This is a genomic window from Kosakonia radicincitans DSM 16656 (assembly GCF_000280495.2).
GTDB classification, from domain to species: domain Bacteria; phylum Pseudomonadota; class Gammaproteobacteria; order Enterobacterales; family Enterobacteriaceae; genus Kosakonia; species Kosakonia radicincitans.
Map to the genome: position 1 here is coordinate 4,759,109 of NZ_CP018016.1, position 18,954 is coordinate 4,778,062.

Genomic DNA, 18,954 nt, shown 5'->3' on the forward strand with positions numbered 1-18,954 from the left:
AACCAGGCTATAATATCGCCTGGTTTTATTTTATGAGAGAACGCTGTGGCGCAGGCGCAAGAAGGCTTTTTATTAACCCGTCACTGGCGGGATACTCCTGGCGGCACCGAGGTGGAATTCTGGCTGGCGACGGATAACGGCCCCTTGCGCGTTGTGCTACCGCCGCAGGAGTCGGTGGCCTTTATCCCCGCTGCGCAGGCAGAAATGGCCCGTCGCCTGTTAAGCAATGAAAAACAGTGGCGGCTCACGCCGCTCGAACTGTGCGATTTCCACCGCCAGCCTGTATTCGGTCTCTATTGCCGCGCTCATCGCCAGCTGATGCGCCTGGAAAAGCTGCTGCGCGAAGGCGGCGTAACGCTCTACGAAGCCGATGTTCGCCCGCCGGAGCGCTTTCTGATGGAGCGCTTTATCACCGCGCCGGTATGGGTAGATGGCGAACCGCAGGGCGACGCGCTGATCAATGCGCGTCTCAAACCTAATCCCCACTATCGCCCGCCGCTGAAATGGGTGTCGCTGGATATCGAAACCAGCCGCCACGGCGAGCTTTACTGCATCGGTCTGGAAGGCTGCGGACAGCGTACGGTCTATATGCTGGGGCCGGAAAACGGCAGCGCGCAGGGGCTGGATTTCGATCTGGAATATGTTGCCAGCCGCCCGCAACTGCTGGAAAAACTCAACGCCTGGTTCGCCACGCACGATCCGGATGTCATCATCGGCTGGAACGTGGTGCAGTTCGATCTGCGCGTACTGCAAAAAAGCGCCGAGCGTTACCGCGTGCCGCTCACCCTTGGACGGCACGGCAGCGAGCTGGAGTGGCGCGAGCACGGTTTTAAAAATGGCGTCTTCTTCGCACAGGCCACTGGTCGGCTGATTATCGACGGCATCGAAGCGCTGAAGTCCGCTTTCTGGAATTTCTCCTCTTTCTCGCTGGAAGCAGTATCACAGGAGCTACTCGGCGAAGGTAAAGCCATCGACAACCCGTGGGATCGAATGGACGAAATCGACCGCCGGTTCGCCGAAAATAAACCGGCGCTCGCCACCTATAACCTGAAGGATTGCGAGCTGGTGACGCGCATCTTCCATAAAACGGAGATCATGCCGTTTCTGCTGGAGCGCGCCACGGTCAACGGCTTGCCGGTAGACCGGCACGGCGGGTCGGTCGCCGCATTCAGCCATCTCTATTTTCCGCGCATGCACCGCGCAGGTTTCGTGGCGCCGAATCTCGGCGAGGTGCCACCGCAGGCAAGCCCTGGCGGCTATGTGATGGATTCCCGTCCAGGGCTTTACGATTCGGTGCTGGTGCTGGATTACAAAAGTCTTTATCCCTCGATTATCCGTACCTTTCTTATCGATCCGGTCGGTCTGGTGGAAGGTATGGCACGACCGGAGCCCGCACACAGCACCGAAGGCTTTCTTGGCGCGTGGTTTTCCCGCGAGAAACACTGCCTGCCGGAGATTGTCGGCCAAATCTGGCACGGGCGCGATGATGCTAAACGACAGGGAAATAAACCGCTGTCGCAGGCATTAAAGATCATCATGAACGCCTTTTACGGCGTGCTCGGCACCAGCGCGTGCCGCTTTTTCGATCCCCGTCTGGCGTCATCGATCACCATGCGCGGCCATCAGATCATGCGCCAGACCAAAGCGCTGATTGAAGAACAGGGTTTTGATGTCATTTACGGCGATACCGATTCAACCTTCGTCTGGCTGAAGAAGGCGCACAGCGAAGAAGCGGCAGCGCGCATCGGTCAATCCCTGGTGGAACACGTCAACGCCTGGTGGGCCGCGTATTTGCAAAATGAGGGGCTGGAGAGCGCGCTGGAGCTGGAGTTTGAAACCCATTTCTGCCGTTTTCTGATGCCGACCATTCGCGGTACTGAGCAGGGCAGTAAAAAACGCTACGCCGGGCTGATTCAGGAAGGCGACAACCAGCGCATGGTGTTTAAGGGGCTGGAAACGGTGCGTACCGACTGGACGCCGCTGGCGCAGCAGTTTCAGCAAACGCTCTATCTGCGCGTATTTCGTAATGAACCGTATCAGGATTACGTACGGGAGACGATCGCCAGCCTGATGGCGGGCGAACTGGATGAGCAACTGGTCTACCGTAAGCGTCTGCGCCGCGCGCTGGGCGAGTATGAGCGTAATGTGCCGCCGCATGTGCGCGCTGCCCGCCTGGCCGATGAAGAGAACGTAAAACGCGGCCGCCCGGTGCAATATCAGAATCGCGGCACCATTAAATACGTCTGGACCACCAGCGGCCCTGAACCGGTGGATTATCAGCGCTCGCCGCTCGATTACGATCACTATCTCAGTAAACAGCTACAGCCGGTCGCCGACGGAATTCTCCCTTTCATTGACGACGATTTTGCTACACTTCTTACGGGGCAACTGGGGCTGTTTTAATGGCGCATTTGCATTAAAGCTGCACTTTTCAGGCTATACGAATGTGACGTCATCCAGTACCATAGCGCCCTTCCTTTTTCTGGTCCCAATTTTGTTCGCGCCCGCCTCCCTTCAGGCGGCGACGAGCTATTGCCTGCAATTTGAGATATAGAGTTCATTTATGCCCTTTACACTTGGTCAACGCTGGATTAGCGACACGGAAAGCGAACTCGGACTTGGTACAGTCGTTGCCATCGATGCACGCACGGTTACGCTCCTTTTCCCTGCCACTGGAGAAAATCGCCTGTATGCCCGTAGCGATTCCCCGGTTACCCGCGTCATGTTCAACCCCGGTGATACGGTTACCAGCCATGAAGGCTGGCAGTTAACGATTGAAGACGTAAAAGAAGAAAACGGACTGCTTGCCTACACCGGAACGCGTCTGGATACCCAGGAAAACGACGTCATCCTGCGCGAAGTGCTGCTCGACAGCAAACTGGTATTCAGCAAACCACAGGATCGCCTGTTTGCCGGGCAGATCGACCGTATGGACCGTTTTGCGCTGCGTTTTCGTGCCCGCAATTATCAAAGCGCGCAATACCGTATGCCGTGGAGCGGCCTGCGTGGCCAGCGCACGAATCTGATCCCGCATCAGTTGCACATCGCTCACGATGTGGGTCGCCGCTATGCGCCGCGCGTGCTGCTGGCGGATGAAGTCGGTCTCGGGAAAACTATTGAAGCCGGGATGATCCTGCATCAACAACTGCTCTCTGGCGCAGCGGAACGCGTGCTGATTGTGGTGCCGGAAACCCTGCAACACCAGTGGCTGGTGGAGATGCTGCGGCGCTTCAACCTGCGTTTCGCCCTGTTCGACGATGAACGCTATGCCGAAGCGCAACACGACGCAGATAACCCGTTTGAGACCGAACAACTGGTGATCTGCTCCCTCGATTTTGTACGCCGCAACAAGCAGCGCCTTGAGCATCTTTGCGATGCGGAGTGGGATCTGCTGGTGGTGGACGAAGCGCATCACCTGGTGTGGAGCGAAAACGAAGCCAGCCGTGAATATCTCGCCATTGAGCAGCTGGCCGAGCGCGTACCCGGCATTTTGCTGCTGACCGCCACGCCGGAACAGCTGGGCATGGAGAGCCACTTTGCCCGTCTGCGCCTGCTTGATCCAAACCGTTTCCATGACTTCGCCCAGTTTGTCGAAGAGCAGAAAAACTATCGTCCGGTCGCTGATGCAGTGGCGCTACTGCTGGCAGGTGAACGGCTTAGCAATGACGATCTGAATACGCTGAGCGATCTGGTGGGTGAGCAGGATATCGAACCGCTGCTGCAAACCGCCAACAGCGACCGCGACGGTGCAGCCGATGCGCGCCAGGAGCTGATCACCATGCTGATGGACAGACACGGCACCAGCCGCGTGTTGTTCCGTAACACCCGCAACGGCGTGAAAGGCTTTCCGAAACGCGAACTGCACACGGTTAAATTGCCGCTGCCGACACAGTATCAAACCGCCATCAAAGTTTCCGGCATTATGGGCGCGCGTAAGAGTCTGGAAGAACGCGCCCGCGACATGCTCTATCCGGAACAGATTTATCAGGAATTCGAAGGCGATAGCGGTACCTGGTGGAACTTCGACCCTCGCGTAGAGTGGTTAATGGGCTACCTGACCAGCCACCGTTCCCGGAAAATCCTGGTGATCTGCGCCAAAGCGGCGACCGCGCTGCAGCTGGAACAGGTTCTGCGTGAACGCGAAGGCATTCGCGCGGCCGTGTTCCATGAAGGCATGTCGATTATCGAACGCGACCGTGCAGCCGCGTGGTTTGGCGAAGAAGACAGCGGCGCGCAGGTACTGCTGTGCTCGGAGATCGGCTCTGAAGGCCGTAACTTCCAGTTCGCCAGCCATCTGGTGATGTTCGATCTGCCATTTAACCCGGATCTGCTGGAGCAGCGTATCGGTCGTCTGGATCGTATCGGTCAGGCGCATGATATTCAGATCCATGTGCCGTATCTGGAGAAAACCGCGCAGTCCGTACTGGTTCGCTGGTATCACGAAGGGCTGGATGCCTTTGAACATACCTGCCCGACCGGTCGCACGATTTACGACAGCGTCCACGGCGAGCTGATTAACTATCTGGCCGCACCGGAAAACACCGACGGGTTTGAAGAGCTGATCAAATCCTGCCGCGAGCAGCATGACGCGCTGAAAACGCAACTGGAACAAGGGCGTGACCGTCTGCTGGAGATCCACTCTAATGGCGGCGAAAAAGCGCAAGCCCTGGCAGAAAGCATTGCAGAGCAGGATGATGACACCGCGCTTATCACCTTCGCCATGAACCTGTTTGATATCGTGGGGATTAACCAGGACGATCGCGGCGAAAACATGATCGTTCTGACGCCGTCCGATCATATGCTGGTGCCGGATTTCCCGGGCCTGCCGGAAGATGGCTGTACCATCACTTTCGATCGCGATGTCGCGCTCTCCCGCGAGGATGCGCAGTTCATCACCTGGGAACATCCGCTGATCCGCAACGGTCTGGATCTGATCCTCTCCGGCGATACCGGCAGCAGTACCATTTCGCTACTGAAAAACAAAGCGCTGCCGGTCGGTACGCTGTTGCTGGAGCTGATCTATGTCGTCGAAGCGCAGGCACCGAAACATCTGCAGCTTAACCGCTTCCTGCCGCCGACGCCAATCCGCCTGCTGGTGGATAAAAACGGCACTAACCTGGCCGGACAGGTTGAGTTTGAAAGTTTCAACCGTCAGCTCAGCGCCGTGAACCGCCATACCGGCAGTAAGCTGGTGAATGCGGTGCATCAGGATGTACACAACATTCTGCAAAAAGGAGAAATGCAGGTTGAGAGCGCAGCGCGCGCGCTGATTGATGCCGCCCGCAGCGAAGCAGACGAGAAACTCTCTGCTGAACTGTCGCGTCTGGAAGCGCTGCGTGCGGTTAACCCTAACATTCGTGACGATGAACTGGCCGCTATTGAAAGTAATCGCCAGCACGTGCTGGAAAGCCTGGATCAGGCGAGCTGGCGACTGGACGCGCTGCGTCTGATCGTTGTGACGCATCAATAACGGAGCTGTTTATGGTGATGGAGCCTTACAATCCGCCGCAGGATCCCTGGCTGGTTATTCTCTATCAGGATGAGCACATTATGGTCGTCAACAAGCCCAGCGGCTTGTTGTCGGTTCCGGGTCGTCTTGATGAGCATAAAGACAGTGTGATGACACGTATTCAGCGCGACTTTCCGCAGGCTGAATCCGTGCATCGCCTGGATATGGCCACCAGCGGTGTGATTGTGGTGGCTCTTACCAAAAATGCCGAACGTGAACTAAAGCGCCAGTTCCGCGAGCGCGAACCGAAAAAGCAGTATCTGGCGCGCATCTGGGGTCACCCGGAGAAAGCGGAAGGGCTGGTGAATTTACCGCTGATTTGCGACTGGCCGAATCGCCCGAAGCAGAAAGTGTGTTACGAAACCGGCAAAGCGGCGCAGACCGAGTATGAAGTGTTGTCGCTGGATGATGATGGCAACTCCCGCGTACGGCTGAAGCCGATTACGGGTCGCTCGCATCAACTGCGCGTGCATATGCTGGCTATTGGTCATCCGATTCTCGGCGATCGCTTTTATGCACCGCCGCAAGCGCTGGCGCTGGCGCCGCGTTTACAGTTGCATGCCGAAACACTGACGATTACTCATCCGGAATTCGGCAATAGCATGACGTTCAAAGCACCGGTAGATTTTTAATACTCTCCCCCGACCGCGCGCCGGGGGAGTATTACGCTTAGCGAAAACCCTTCTGCTCGCGAATCAGTTCGTAAGCTTTCTGAATTTCCTGCGCTTTTTGTTTTGCCATTTCCATCATCTCTGGCGGCAAACCTTTTGCCACCAGTTTGTCCGGATGGTGTTCGCCCATCAATTTACGGTAAGCGCGCTTGATGGTTGTCGCATCGTCTGTCGGTTTCACGCCCAGCACATTACAGGCATCTTCCAGCGTCGGACCACGCTGCGCCTGCTGCCAGCCGCCGCCGTTACCACCTGCCTGCTGCTGATAATGGTAACCGCCGCCAAACTGCGCGCCGCCCTGCATCATGCGCAGGAACTGATCGAATTGCAGGCGCGAGATGCCCAACTCCTCAGCAATCACATACAACACTTCGCGTTCACTGGGGTGCAGGGAGCCATCGGCAAAAGCAGCCTGGATTTGAATTTCCAGAAACATCCGAATCAAATCGAAGCGGCCAAAACAGACGCTGCGGAACTGCCGCATCTTGTCGCGAAGCGGGTAATTATCCGCTTTACCGTCGCGAAACGCGCGTTGTGCCGCCATACGCGACTCGCCATGCAGATTCATGCGATCCATAAAAAGGCTGGCGACCTGGATGTCAGCTTCGGTGACACGGCCTTTCGATTTGGTCAGATGCCCCATCACCTCAAAGGTGGTGGCGAAGAAGAGCGACTGACGTTCACGCTGGTTAGCAAACCAGGCCATTTTACGGCTGCGCGCCTTATCAAACATATGGCCGATAATCAGCCCCAGAACCGCGCCCCAAAAGCCGCCGCCCATGAAAAGAGCGATGACCACACCAACCACTTTTCCCCAATACTGCATATACTCCCCAAATCGTCATGCCGTCGGCTAAAATTTGCTTTATCATACCCGTCATTCTATGCCATGCACAGGCGCAGTCTTCTCTCCCTGGCTCGAACGCGGGCAGGATTAAAACTAGCGTTGCAAAGGCGAGTAAGTTAGTCTCAGACCGTTTGCCAGCGTAAAGCCACAGATGACGGAACAACAAATACAACGTATGAAAAAACGTATCCCCACCCTCCTGGCCACCATGATTGGCTCCGCCCTTTATAGTCAGCAGGGAATGGCAGCCGATCTTGCCTCGCAGTGTATGCTTGGCGTCCCCAGCTACAATCGCCCGCTGGTACAGGGTGATACCAATAACCTGCCGGTGACGATCAATGCCGATCACGCAAAAGGCAACTACCCTGACGATGCCGTTTTTACCGGCAATGTCGATATTAATCAAGGGAATAGCCGTTTACAGGCCGATGAGGTGCAGCTTCATCAGCAGCAGCCGGAAGGTCAGACAGACCCGGTACGCACAGTGGATGCACTGGGTAATGTGCACTATGACGATAACCAGGTCATCCTGAAAGGTCCTAAAGCCTGGTCAAACCTGAACACCAAAGATACCAACGTCTGGCAGGGTGATTACCAGATGGTGGGTCGCCAGGGGCGTGGCACCGCCGACCTGATGAAACAGCGCGGGCAAAACCGCTATACGATTCTGGATAACGGCTCCTTTACCTCCTGCTTGCCGGGTTCTGATACCTGGAGCGTCGTGGGTAGCGAAGTGATTCAGGATCGCCAGGAGCAGGTCGCGGAGATCTGGAACGCGCGCTTTAAACTCGGCCCCGTACCGGTGTTCTATAGCCCGTACTTACAGTTGCCGATCGGTGACAAACGCCGTTCCGGTTTCTTGATCCCGAATGCCAAGTACAGCACCAGTAACTACTTCGAGTTTTACCTGCCGTACTACTGGAACATTGCGCCAAATATGGATGCGACCATCACGCCGCATTACATCCATAAACGTGGCAATATTCAGTGGCAAAACGAATTCCGCTATCTGACACAGGCCGGGGCTGGCCTGGTTGAATTTGACTATCTGCCGTCCGACAAAGTCTACGAAGATGAGTATCCGACGGAGAGCAACCGCCACCGCTGGTTATTCTACTGGCAGCACTCTGGCGTAATGGATCAGGTGTGGCGTTTTAATGCCAACTATACCAAGGTCAGTGACTCTCACTACTTCAATGACTTCTCATCGAAATACGGATCCAGTACCGATGGCTACGCGACCCAGATCTTCAGCGTGGGTTACGCGGTGGAAAACTTTAACGCCACGGTATCGACAAAACAGTTCCAGGTATTTGACAGCGAAAACAGTAACTCCTATGCCGCTGAACCCCAGTTGGATGTGAACTGGTATCACAATGACCTTGGGCCGTTTGACTTGAGTGTGTATGGCCAGGCGGTTCATTTCACCAATACTAACGCTAACTATCCGGAAGCGACGCGTGTTCATCTGGAGCCGACGTTAAGTCTGCCCGTCGCCAACGACTGGAGCAGCCTGGATACTGAAGTGAAAATGCTGGCGACCCACTACCAGCAGAGCAATCTGGATGATTACAACGCAAGTAACAACACGGATTACAAAGAGACAGTCAACCGCGTCATGCCGCAATTTAAGATGGACGGCAAGATGGTGTTTGAACGTGATATGAACTGGGCGGAAGGTTATACCCAAACGCTGGAGCCACGCGCGCAATACCTGTATGTGCCGTATCGCGATCAGAGCCATATCAACAACTACGACTCAACGCTCTTACAATCCGACTACAGTGGGCTGTTCCGCGATCGCACCTACGGCGGGCTTGACCGTATCGCCTCTGCAAACCAGGTTACCACCGGCGTCACAACGCGCATTTATGATGATGCGGCAGTTGAACGTTTTAACGTTTCTGTTGGTCAAATCTACTATTTCACCGAGTCTCGCACCGGTGATGACAACATTAACTGGGAGAAAGACAACAAAACGGGGTCGTTGGTTTGGGCGGGTGATACCTACTGGCGTATCTCAGATCGCTGGGGTCTGCGCGGTGGCGTGCAGTACGACACGCGTCTGAATGCCATCGCCAACAGCAGCTCGTCACTGGAATACCGTCGTGATGAAGACCGTATGCTGCAACTGAGCTACCGTTACGCCAGCCCGGAATACATTCAAGCAACGCTGCCAAGCTACGCGACTTCCGCGCAGTATAAAGATGGTATTTCGCAGGTGGGCGCTGCCGGAAGCTGGCCGATTGCCGACCGCTGGTCGATCGTCGGGGCTTACTATTTCGACACGAATACACACAAATCCGCTGACCAGATGGTTGGCTTGCAGTACAACTCCTGCTGTTATGCTCTCCGCGTCGGCTATGAGCGGAAAATTAACGGCTGGCAAAATGACCAAAGCAAGTATGACAACGTCATCGGTTTCAACATTGAGCTGCGCGGTCTGAGTTCTAACTACGGTTTGGGTACGCAACAAATGCTGCGTTCAAACATTCTGCCGTACCGTAGTTCAATGTGATCTGTTTGATTTGCAACGTAATCCGCATTGCGGTTAATTGAAATGGAAAAGGTATGAAGAACTGGAAAACGCTGCTTCTCGGTATCGCTATGGTTGCGAATACCAGTTTTGCTGCGCCTCAGGTTGTTGATAAAGTCGCTGCTGTCGTCAATAACGGCGTAGTGCTTGAAAGTGACGTTGATAGCATGATGCAGTCCGTAAAGGCCAATGCAGGCCAGGCGGGTCAGCAACTGCCGGACGACGCCACGCTGCGCCATCAGATCCTTGAACGTCTGATCATGGATCAAATCATTCTGCAGATGGGCACCAAAATGGGTGTCAAAGTGACGGACGAGCAGCTTGATGCCGCCATCGCCGACATTGCCAAACAGAACAATATGTCTATGGATCAATTGCGCAGCCGTCTGGCTTACGATGGGGTGAATTACAACACCTATCGCAACCAGATCCGCAAAGAGATGATCATCTCTGAAGTGCGCAACGGTGAAGTGCGCCGTCGTGTGACTGTCCTGCCGCAGGAAGTGGATGCCCTGGCACAGCAGATGGGAAACCAGAACGATGCCAGCACCGAACTGAACCTGAGCCACATTCTGATCCCGCTGCCGGAAAACCCGACATCGGATCAGGTTAACGAAGCTGAAAACCAGGCACGTTCCATTGTCGATCAGGCGCGTAAAGGTAGTGATTTCGGCAAGCTGGCGATCACCTACTCTGCCGATCAGCAAGCGCTGAAAGGCGGACAGATGGGTTGGGGACGCATCCAGGAGCTGCCAAGCATCTTCGCTCAGGCGCTGAGCACGGCGAAAAAAGGCGACATTATCGGGCCGATTCGTTCCGGTGTCGGTTTCCATATCCTGAAAGTTAACGATTTGCGCGGCCAGTCTCAGAACATCTCCGTGACGGAAGTTCACGCTCGTCACATCCTGCTGAAACCGTCACCCATCATGAGCGACGATCAGGCTCGCGTGAAACTGGAAGAGATCGCAGCGGATATTAAGAGCGGTAAAACCACGTTTGCTAATGCAGCGAAAGAGTTCTCACAGGATCCAGGTTCTGCAAACCAGGGCGGCGATCTGGGCTGGGCGGCAGCGGATATTTATGATCCGGCATTCCGCGATGCGCTGATGAAGCTGAAACGCGGCCAGATGAGCGGCCCGGTGCACTCCTCCTTCGGCTGGCACCTGATCGAAATGCTTGATTCGCGTAACGTTGATAAAACAGACGCCGCGCAGAAAGACAGAGCGTATCGCATGCTGATGAACCGCAAATTCTCTGAAGAAGCAGCGACCTGGATGCAGGAACAACGCGCCAGCGCCTACGTGAAAATCCTGAGCAACTAAATGAAAACACAGCGTGTCGTTATCACTCCCGGCGAGCCCGCCGGGATTGGTCCGGATCTGGTGGTTCAGCTCGCCCAGCGTGACTGGCCGGTTGAACTGGTTATCTGTGCAGACGCGACGCTGTTAGCCGACCGGGCAGCCCTGCTCGGTCTGCCGTTGCAGTTTCGGGATTACGATCCCGCAGCTGCTGCGGTTGCGCAGCAAGCCGGTACGTTAACCGTGCTGCCCCTCGCTCTGCATGCGCCGGTAACGCCGGGCGTACTCAACCCTCTTAATGGCCCTTATGTTGTGGAAACCCTTGCCCGCGCCTGCGACGGCTGCCTGAACGGTGAATTTGCTGCGCTGGTAACCGGCCCGGTACATAAAGGGGTGATCAACGACGCGGGTACGCCGTTTACCGGGCACACAGAGTTTTTCGAGGAGCGCTCGCACGCCGCCAAAGTGGTGATGATGCTGGCCACCGAAGAGTTACGCGTTGCGCTGGCAACCACCCATTTGCCGCTCAAAGACGTAGCACAGGCCATTACGCCAGCACTGTTACGCGAGGTTATTCACATTCTGCACGGGGATTTACAGCAGAAATTTGGTATCCGCCATCCGCACATTCTGGTCTGCGGGCTGAATCCACACGCAGGTGAAGGCGGGCACATGGGGACGGAAGAGATCGAGACGATCATTCCTGTGCTGGAAGAAATGCGGGCCAGCGGTATGAATTTGAGCGGTCCATTGCCTGCCGATACGCTGTTTCAGCCCAAATACCTTGATAATGCCGACGCCGTACTGGCGATGTACCACGATCAGGGCCTGCCCGTGCTAAAATACCAGGGATTTGGCCGCGGCGTGAATATCACTCTCGGTTTACCTTTTATTCGCACATCCGTTGACCACGGCACCGCGCTGGAACTGGCGGGCCATGGAACAGCAGATGTCGGCAGTTTTATTACGGCGCTTAACCTCGCCATCAAAATGATTGTTAATACTCAATGACTAATCGAGTCCATCAGGGCCACTTAGCCCGTAAACGCTTCGGGCAAAACTTTCTCCACGACCAGTTCGTGATCGACAGCATCGTATCGGCCATCAACCCGCAAAAGGGTCAGGCGATGGTTGAAATCGGCCCAGGCCTTGGCGCACTGACCGAACCGGTTGGCGAACGTCTGGATAAGCTGACAGTTATCGAACTTGACCGCGATCTGGCTGCACGCCTGCAAACACATCCGTTCCTCGCGCCAAAACTGACAATTTATCAGCAAGATGCGATGACCATGAATTTTGGCGAGCTTTCACAGACGCTCGGCCAGCCGCTGCGTGTTTTCGGCAACCTGCCGTATAACATCTCCACACCATTGATGTTCCATCTGTTTAGCTATACTGATGCCATTGCCGATATGCACTTTATGTTGCAGAAAGAGGTGGTAAATCGTCTGGTTGCAGGACCAAACAGTAAGGCGTATGGTCGGTTAAGCGTGATGGCGCAGTACTACTGTCAGGTTATTCCGGTGCTGGAAGTGCCGCCGACAGCGTTCGCGCCGCCGCCGAAGGTGGATTCTGCCGTGGTTCGTCTGGTGCCGCATACTACGTTGCCGCATCCGGTCAAAGAGATTCGCACGCTGAGCCGCATTACCACCGAAGCCTTTAACCAGCGTCGTAAAACCATCCGCAATAGCCTCGGCAATGTGTTTACGGTTGAGGTGCTGGCATCGCTGGGGATCGACCCGACGATGCGCGCGGAAAATATCTCTGTTGCGCAGTACTGTCAGTTAGCCAACTACCTGACGGAAAATGCGCCGCCGAAGGAGAGTTAACTCATGATCAATTCGCCCCGAGTTTGTGTTCAGGTACAAAGCGTCTACATTGAGTCTCAGTCAACCCCCGACGATGAACGTTATGTGTTTGCTTACACCATCACCATCCGGAACCTGGGGCGAACCCCTGTCCAGTTGTTGAAACGCTACTGGCTGATCACCAATGGAAATGGCCGCGAAACGGAAGTACAGGGCGAAGGTGTCGTCGGTGAACAGCCGCACATTGAGCCGGGCGGCGAATATCAATACACCAGCGGCGCGGTTATTGAGACGCCGATGGGCACCATGCAGGGCCACTACGAAATGATCGACGCGCAGGGCACTGCGTTTCGCATCGCCGTCCCTGTCTTCCGACTCGCTGTTCCAATACTGATTCATTAATCCAATGGCTACATATCTGATTGGTGACGTTCATGGTTGCTATGATGAACTGATCGCGCTGTTAAAACAGGTTGAATTTTCACCAGAGCAAGACACCCTATGGCTTACCGGCGATTTAGTTGCCCGTGGGCCGGGGTCGCTGGATGTACTGCGTTACGTAAAATCATTGGGCGACAGCGTACGTATCGTACTGGGCAATCACGATCTGCATCTGCTGGCCGTCTTTGCCGGTATCAGCCGCAATAAGCCCAAAGACCGGCTCAATTTATTGCTGGAAGCGCCCGACGCCGACGAACTGATCAACTGGCTGCGTCGTCAGCCGCTGCTGCAAATCGACGAAGAGAAAAAGCTGGTGATGGCGCACGCCGGGATCACCCCGCAGTGGGATTTGCCGACGGCGATACACTGCGCGCGCGATATCGAAGCGGTGCTCTCCAGCGATTCCTATCCGCTATTCCTGGATGCAATGTATGGCGATCTGCCAAACCACTGGACGCCGGAACTCAGTGGGCTTGCCCGCCTGCGCTTTATCACTAATGCCTTCACACGTATGCGTTATTGCTTCCCGAACGGGCAGCTGGATATGTACTGCAAGGATATTCCCGAACGTGCTCCTGCACCGCTTAAACCGTGGTTCTCGATTCCGGGACCGGTTTCTCAGGAGTACAGCATCGTCTTTGGCCACTGGGCATCGCTGGAAGGCGCTGGCACACCGGAAGGGATTTACGCGCTGGATACTGGCTGCTGCTGGGGCGGCGTACTGACCTGCCTGCGCTGGGAAGACAAAATGTACTTCACGCAACCGTCAAATCGCCAGATGGATTTAGGGGATGGCGAGGCGATAGCCTCTTAAAGGACTCCCCGGCGGCGACCCGCCGGGGGACATCTTAGCGGCGCTCGAGGATCTCAAAGCAGTAGCTATGCGAGTTCTGCGCATCAGCATCATGGAATTCGCTAAATACCGATTCCCAGTCGTCCGGGTCGTAATCCGGGAAGTGGGTATCGCCTTCCACTTCAGCATCAATGTGCGTCAGGTAGAGGCGCTGCGCCTTCGGCAGACACTGTTCGTAAACACGCCCGCCGCCGATCACCATGATCTCTTCCACATCACCGCAGGCAGCAATAGCTTCATCCACGGATTTCACCCATTCGACACGATCGTCAGTACCCGGCTGGCTACTGATCACAATGTTCTTGCGCCCCGGTAACGGACGGCCGATGGATTCCCACGTCAGACGCCCCATCACCACCGGTTTGTTTAAGGTATTGCGCTTAAACCAGGCGAGATCGGCCGGTAAATTCCACGGCATGGCGTTCTCCATACCAATCACGCGATCCACGGCTAGCGCGGCAATCAGACTGATCATTCATTCATTCCTGGATGCAAAAAAATTGTCGCCACTATACGGAAAGCACAATCTTTCGTCGATGGGGGGCAAGGCAAAGGATAAGAAAATTTTTCATTCTGCTGGCGATACCGCAACCTGTTGCTGCACCGCCAGCTTTCCACTCGCTTTAATTCAAAACGTTACCCGTAAACCACTCTGAACAGGTTCACGCCTGCGGTTTCACCGCCGGTTCGTCTGCCGGATCGTCCGTATGCCGCCCCTCTTCCGTTCCCTGCCAGCCATGACGCTGCGTTAACGAAAGATGTGCGCGATCCTCTGAGATGATTTCCGTCAACATGGCGCTGGTGCGCTTAAACACGGCAGCGCGCGCCTGCGCATCATTCTCGACCTGCGCCATCTCTTCCACCATCGACGTATTGAAACGGCGGAAATGGTCGGCGCGCTCGCGGGCTTCATAGGGGCCTAATCCTAACCCTTCCAGCGCCAGACGCCCGGTTTTCAGCGCCGCTTCGAAGGTTTCACGTTCCGGTCTGTCGACGCCAGCCTGTCGCAGGCGAATATAGTGATCGACATCGCGAGCGCGGGCAATAATGCGCAGATCCGGGAAGTGCTCTTTTGCCAGCTCAGTCAATTGCAGGCTGGCCTGTGGATCGTCAATCGCATTAATCAACACCTCAGCACGCCCGGCACCGGCGGACTCCAGCAGATCGACGCGCGTGGCATCACCGTAGAAAACTTTCATGCCGAATTTACGCAGCGTTTCGATATGATCGGGATCGTGGTCAAGCACCACCATTTTCACGCCGCTGGAAAGTAACAGACGCCCGGCGATCTGACCAAAACGACCAAATCCGGCGATGATCACCCGCGCCTCTTCTTCATCGATCTCATCGGCTTCGCGCTCCTGCTGTGAACCGGCAGTTTCCAGCCGCGCCAGCAGTACCAGCAGGACTGGCGTCGCCGCCATTGATAACGCAACCGTCAGCGTTAGCGCTTTCGCCCATTCTGGATCGAGCACCTGTGCAGTTTGCGCGGCGCCAAACACCACAAAGGCGAATTCACTCCCCTGCCCCAGCAGCGCGGCAAACCACATCCGCTGTTTACCCGGCACACGTAACGGACGGGCGATCAGCCACAGCACCACGCTTTTAATCACCAGGAAACCCACCAGCAACAGCAGGATACGCAGCGGGTGCGTCACCAGCGTACCGAAGTCGATGGACATGCCGACGCCAATAAAGAACAATCCAAGCAGCAGGCCTTTAAACGGTTCGATGTCGCTTTCCAGCGCGTGACGGTATTCAGAGCTGGCCAGTAACACCCCGGCAAGGAAGGCGCCCATCGCCATCGACAATCCCGCCTCTTCCAGCAATAACCCAAAGCCGAACACCAGAAACAGCGCCACGGCGCAGAACACTTCCCGCAGCCCGGAGCGAGCGACAAAGCGTAGCGCCGGACGCGCGACATAACGCCCAATCAACACCACCAGCGCCAGTGCGCCCACCACTTTCAGCGCCGAAAGGGTAAACGCGCTCAACGTCATCGCACCGCCGCTGGCCGCCAGCAGCGGAATCATCGCCACCAGCGGGATTGCCGCGATATCCTGGAACAGCAGCACCGAGAAGGCGCTGCGCCCCATCTGCGAAACTGTCAGGTTGCGTTCATTCATCGCCTGCATGGCAATCGCGGTGGAAGAGAGCGCCAGCGTCAGACCAATCAGCAGCGCCACCGGCCACGCCAGCCCCAGCAGGGCGCAAAACACGCCAAGCAGCAGGCCACAACTCACCATTTGCAGCGCGCCGCCGCCAAACACCGAGGCGCGCAACTTCCACAATCGTTGCGGATCCAGCTCAAGACCAATCACGAAAAGCATCAGCACCACGCCAATTTCGGCGAAATGGAGAATGGATTCGGCATCGGTGACCAGGCGCAATCCCCACGGCCCAATAATGCCACCGGCAATCAGGTAGCCAAGCACCGACCCCAGCCCCAATCGTACAGCGATGGGAACAACCAGCGCGGCCGACCCCAGGTAGATCAGCGCCTGTATTAATGAATGGCTATCCATGTGCCGCCTCCTGCCACTCCAGCAAACGTTGTTTGTAATGACGCGCCTGCGCCTGCAGGGTTTCATCGTCGCAAATAAAGGTACAGTGCACGGCAAAAGGCGGTAACCAGTTCATCCCGCAGTAAATCGCTGTTGCCTGCAATGGCTGCGAAAGCACATCAAAGCCGGGGTGCGATCCGATATCAAAATGGTGGTCGCCGCCGCCAGTGGTCACAGCCCACATCACGTTTTTGCCTTTAAGCGCGGTGCCCTCATGACCATAGGCCCAGCCATGCGACAACACTTTATCCAGCCAGAGTTTCAGCAACGGCGGAACGCTGTACCACTGCATCGGATGCTGCCAGATAACCAGCGAAGCGCGGGAAAGCGCCTCCTGCTCGGCGGCCACATCAATATTAAAGTCAGGGTATAGCTCATAGAGAGAACGGATTTCGACGCCTTCCAGCGTCCTTGCCTGCTCAATCATTCGCTTATTCGCATGCGAATGCTGCGGATAAGGATGGGCATAAATTATAAGGATCATCGATCAACCTGTTTTTCACTGCGTTCTTTTGCTTGAGAGTGTAGACAGTTAATCATCAGGCTTAAAGCGACAATCTGTGCGGGAATGGCAGACGCAACCCGCGCGCCTGCCAGTGAAGGGAGTTACATCGGAGGGACGAGCGTCAGTGGCGCGACATTCAGCGTCTGTGCCAGCGTACTCAGCACAAGGTTATGATCATCACGCTGCGGCGCGCCGGAGACCGTCACCGTACCAATCAGGCAACCGCTGGTCAGATAAAGCGGATAACTGCCGCCAAATGCTGCATAGTCTCGCGCACCTACGCCATAACGTTCACTCAGCGTCGTACCACGGGATTGCAGCATCAACCCTGCAGCCCAGGAGCTGATACCGAGAAAATCCACCAGATTACGCTTACGCCGCACCCAATCCACATTTTCTGCCGTCGCGCCGGGCATTAGCGCGCTGAACAGGCACAGTTGATTGACACGAACCTCAATCGCCAGCGCATAATCGTTGCGCAGTGCCTCCTGGTATAACGCATTCCCCAGCGTCCAGGCATCCGCATAATCGAAGGCCGCAAAGCGCAACGTGGCGTGGTGGCTTTCGCATAATGCGATCTGTTGTTCCAGTGTCATAGTGCCCTCCGCTATGCGCGATGCGGCTGATCGTCGGTGCTGGCCAGAACCCGATCATCGGCTTGCAGATCGCATTTCTTCGGCAACAGGAAGGTGATCGTCCCGGCGATAATCAGTGAACCCGCCAGGGCGCAGACGGCCACATTCTGCCCGTAAAAGTAGATCATCACGCCGACCAGATACGGGCCGCAGAAACCACCCAGATTGCCCAGACCGTTGATCACGCCACGCGCGCTACCGGCCACTTCCGGCGAGGCAATCCTTCCGGGAATAGACCAGAACGGGCTGGTCGCCGCCTTGAGGAAGAAACCGCACATCACCAGCGCAATATAAGCCGCCACCACATGTTCGCGTAACAATACCGAAGCTAGCAGTGAGGCAGCGAAACAGTACAGGGAGAGACGCACCCAGGCGCGACGTTTACCGCTGCGATCGCTGAATAGCGAGATGGTATAGATCCCGGCAAGCGTGGCAACAAAAGGTAAGATCGCCAGAACTCCGACCCCGGCCATATTGGCGCCAGTCAGATTTTTCAGGATCGTCGGCAACCACAGTGTGTAGCCATAATCCCCGGTCTGGTAGAAGAAGTTGAGCACCACCAGCTTCATCAGGCCGGCATTGCGGAACACATCTTTTACCGGCGCATTGCTGACCGCCTCTTCCGCCAGCCGCGCTTCACGCTCGCGCGCCAGCGTGGTGACCAGATATTCGCGTTCGCTGGCTGGCAGCCAGTGCGCCTCTTCCGGCCGATCGCTGATCAGCCGCCACCACACCAGCAGCACCACCAGTGAAAGCAGCCCTTCGATGATAAACAGCCAGCGCCAGTCGAGCGCCGCGATGATCGCCCCGGAAACCGGCGCAGTCAGCATGCCGCCAAGCGGGGCAAACATCATGACAAACGCATTCGCCCGGCCCACCTCTTTTTCCGGGAACCAGTTGCTGACCATCGTCAGCACCACCGGCAACATTCCCCCTTCGGAAACGCCGAGGATAAAGCGCAGTACCAGCAGTTGATACTCATGCGTTACGAATCCAGTGGCGACAGAAACCACCGCCCACGCCAGCAGCGACCAGGCGATAAAACGCTTGCCGCTGCCGTTTACCGCGCTACGCCCGCCGGGAATTTGCAAGAACAGATAACCGATAAAAAAGATCCCGCTGGCGACGCCAGCCATCTGGCTGGTGATGCCTAAATCCGCTTCCATACCGCCTGGCAGCGCGAAGCTGATATTAACCCTGTCCATAAACGAAATAATGCAGGCAATAAGCACAGGCGCAATGATCCGCCACCAGCGCGTGCCGGGTATTTTAGTGTTCATATGTTTT

The 18,954-nt window shown here is 56.0% G+C and carries 15 protein-coding genes; 9 read left to right on the top strand and 6 right to left on the bottom strand.

Annotated features, from left to right (window positions below; translation table 11 throughout):
- Nucleotides 1-45 precede the first annotated feature (45 nt).
- The 3 genes from polB to rluA all read left to right on the top strand — a co-directional run bounded on the left by polB (nucleotide 46) and on the right by rluA (nucleotide 6,141).
- Complete coding sequence (gene polB / locus Y71_RS22840; RefSeq protein ID WP_007373117.1) at nucleotides 46-2,403, top strand: DNA polymerase II; 2,358 nt, start codon at nucleotides 46-48, stop codon at nucleotides 2,401-2,403.
- Nucleotides 2,404-2,563: 160 nt separating this feature from the next.
- Nucleotides 2,564-5,470 carry an RNA polymerase-associated protein RapA gene (gene rapA / locus Y71_RS22845; protein WP_007373116.1) on the top strand — a complete coding sequence of 969 codons (2,907 nt, stop codon included), beginning with the start codon at nucleotides 2,564-2,566 and terminating at the stop codon, nucleotides 5,468-5,470.
- An 11-nt stretch (nucleotides 5,471-5,481) separates the two neighbouring features.
- On the top strand, nucleotides 5,482-6,141 hold the full coding sequence (gene rluA / locus Y71_RS22850; protein WP_007373115.1) for a bifunctional tRNA pseudouridine(32) synthase/23S rRNA pseudouridine(746) synthase RluA: 660 nt from the start codon (nucleotides 5,482-5,484) through the stop codon (nucleotides 6,139-6,141).
- Between the two features lie 37 nt (nucleotides 6,142-6,178).
- On the opposite strand, the gene djlA is transcribed toward rluA, so the two are convergent.
- A complete protein-coding gene (gene djlA, locus Y71_RS22855) occupies nucleotides 6,179-7,006 on the bottom strand; it encodes a co-chaperone DjlA (protein WP_007373114.1) in 828 nt (275 codons plus the stop codon).
- Between the two features lie 196 nt (nucleotides 7,007-7,202).
- On the opposite strand from djlA, the gene lptD reads away from it, so the two are divergent.
- From lptD to apaH, 6 genes are read left to right on the top strand one after another with little or no spacing between them, the layout of a single operon-like run.
- Nucleotides 7,203-9,545: an LPS assembly protein LptD gene (gene lptD, locus Y71_RS22860; RefSeq protein ID WP_007373113.1), complete on the top strand. Its 2,343-nt coding sequence runs from the start codon at nucleotides 7,203-7,205 to the stop codon at nucleotides 9,543-9,545.
- Between the two features lie 53 nt (nucleotides 9,546-9,598).
- Nucleotides 9,599-10,885 (top strand): peptidylprolyl isomerase SurA, encoded by a 1,287-nt coding sequence (gene surA, locus Y71_RS22865; protein ID WP_007373112.1) that lies wholly within the window; start codon nucleotides 9,599-9,601, stop codon nucleotides 10,883-10,885.
- The gene (pdxA, locus tag Y71_RS22870) at nucleotides 10,886-11,872 is read left to right on the top strand and encodes a 4-hydroxythreonine-4-phosphate dehydrogenase PdxA (protein ID WP_007373111.1); all 987 of its coding nucleotides are present in this window, start codon (nucleotides 10,886-10,888) and stop codon (nucleotides 11,870-11,872) included.
- Nucleotides 11,869-12,690, top strand: a complete 822-nt coding sequence (rsmA, locus tag Y71_RS22875) for a 16S rRNA (adenine(1518)-N(6)/adenine(1519)-N(6))-dimethyltransferase RsmA (RefSeq protein ID WP_035886538.1) — start codon at nucleotides 11,869-11,871, stop codon at nucleotides 12,688-12,690. The genes pdxA and rsmA overlap by 4 nt, the downstream gene beginning before the upstream one ends.
- A gap of 3 nt (nucleotides 12,691-12,693) precedes the next feature.
- On the top strand, nucleotides 12,694-13,071 hold the full coding sequence (gene apaG / locus Y71_RS22880; RefSeq protein ID WP_035886540.1) for a Co2+/Mg2+ efflux facilitator ApaG/CorD: 378 nt from the start codon (nucleotides 12,694-12,696) through the stop codon (nucleotides 13,069-13,071).
- Between the two features lie 4 nt (nucleotides 13,072-13,075).
- Nucleotides 13,076-13,924 carry a bis(5'-nucleosyl)-tetraphosphatase (symmetrical) ApaH gene (gene apaH / locus Y71_RS22885; protein ID WP_007373108.1) on the top strand — a complete coding sequence of 283 codons (849 nt, stop codon included), beginning with the start codon at nucleotides 13,076-13,078 and terminating at the stop codon, nucleotides 13,922-13,924.
- Between the two features lie 34 nt (nucleotides 13,925-13,958).
- Here apaH and folA read toward each other — a convergent pair whose 3' ends face one another.
- The 5 genes from folA to Y71_RS22910 all read right to left on the bottom strand — a co-directional run bounded on the left by folA (nucleotide 13,959) and on the right by Y71_RS22910 (nucleotide 18,947).
- A complete protein-coding gene (gene folA / locus Y71_RS22890) occupies nucleotides 13,959-14,438 on the bottom strand; it encodes a type 3 dihydrofolate reductase (protein WP_007373107.1) in 480 nt (159 codons plus the stop codon).
- A 187-nt stretch (nucleotides 14,439-14,625) separates the two neighbouring features.
- Nucleotides 14,626-16,488, bottom strand: coding sequence for a glutathione-regulated potassium-efflux system protein KefC (kefC, locus tag Y71_RS22895; RefSeq protein ID WP_007373105.1), 1,863 nt, complete (start codon nucleotides 16,486-16,488; stop codon nucleotides 14,626-14,628).
- Entirely contained in the window at nucleotides 16,481-17,011 is a 531-nt protein-coding gene (gene kefF, locus Y71_RS22900) for a glutathione-regulated potassium-efflux system oxidoreductase KefF (protein ID WP_007373104.1), read from the bottom strand. The genes kefC and kefF overlap by 8 nt, the downstream gene beginning before the upstream one ends.
- A 122-nt stretch (nucleotides 17,012-17,133) precedes the next feature.
- Nucleotides 17,134-17,628 (bottom strand): heme-degrading domain-containing protein, encoded by a 495-nt coding sequence (locus tag Y71_RS22905; RefSeq protein ID WP_007373103.1) that lies wholly within the window; start codon nucleotides 17,626-17,628, stop codon nucleotides 17,134-17,136.
- 11 nt (nucleotides 17,629-17,639) lie between these two features.
- Nucleotides 17,640-18,947 carry an MFS transporter gene (locus tag Y71_RS22910; protein ID WP_007373102.1) on the bottom strand — a complete coding sequence of 436 codons (1,308 nt, stop codon included), beginning with the start codon at nucleotides 18,945-18,947 and terminating at the stop codon, nucleotides 17,640-17,642.
- Nucleotides 18,948-18,954 lie beyond the last annotated feature (7 nt).

What these genes read in the sequence shown, in the direction of transcription:
- pdxA (WP_007373111.1), top strand. Translation starts at nt 10,886, where the DNA reads ATGAAAACACAGCGTGTCGTTATCACTCCCGGCGAGCCCGCCGGGATT.
- surA (WP_007373112.1), top strand. Translation starts at nt 9,599, where the DNA reads ATGAAGAACTGGAAAACGCTGCTTCTCGGTATCGCTATGGTTGCGAAT.
- Y71_RS22905 (WP_007373103.1), bottom strand. Translation starts at nt 17,628, where the DNA reads ATGACACTGGAACAACAGATCGCATTATGCGAAAGCCACCACGCCACG.
- apaG (WP_035886540.1), top strand. Translation starts at nt 12,694, where the DNA reads ATGATCAATTCGCCCCGAGTTTGTGTTCAGGTACAAAGCGTCTACATT.
- rluA (WP_007373115.1), top strand. Translation starts at nt 5,482, where the DNA reads ATGGTGATGGAGCCTTACAATCCGCCGCAGGATCCCTGGCTGGTTATT.
- kefC (WP_007373105.1), bottom strand. Translation starts at nt 16,488, where the DNA reads ATGGATAGCCATTCATTAATACAGGCGCTGATCTACCTGGGGTCGGCC.
- djlA (WP_007373114.1), bottom strand. Translation starts at nt 7,006, where the DNA reads ATGCAGTATTGGGGAAAAGTGGTTGGTGTGGTCATCGCTCTTTTCATG.
- rapA (WP_007373116.1), top strand. Translation starts at nt 2,564, where the DNA reads ATGCCCTTTACACTTGGTCAACGCTGGATTAGCGACACGGAAAGCGAA.
- kefF (WP_007373104.1), bottom strand. Translation starts at nt 17,011, where the DNA reads ATGATCCTTATAATTTATGCCCATCCTTATCCGCAGCATTCGCATGCG.
- lptD (WP_007373113.1), top strand. Translation starts at nt 7,203, where the DNA reads ATGAAAAAACGTATCCCCACCCTCCTGGCCACCATGATTGGCTCCGCC.
- folA (WP_007373107.1), bottom strand. Translation starts at nt 14,438, where the DNA reads ATGATCAGTCTGATTGCCGCGCTAGCCGTGGATCGCGTGATTGGTATG.
- Y71_RS22910 (WP_007373102.1), bottom strand. Translation starts at nt 18,947, where the DNA reads ATGAACACTAAAATACCCGGCACGCGCTGGTGGCGGATCATTGCGCCT.
- rsmA (WP_035886538.1), top strand. Translation starts at nt 11,869, where the DNA reads ATGACTAATCGAGTCCATCAGGGCCACTTAGCCCGTAAACGCTTCGGG.
- apaH (WP_007373108.1), top strand. Translation starts at nt 13,076, where the DNA reads ATGGCTACATATCTGATTGGTGACGTTCATGGTTGCTATGATGAACTG.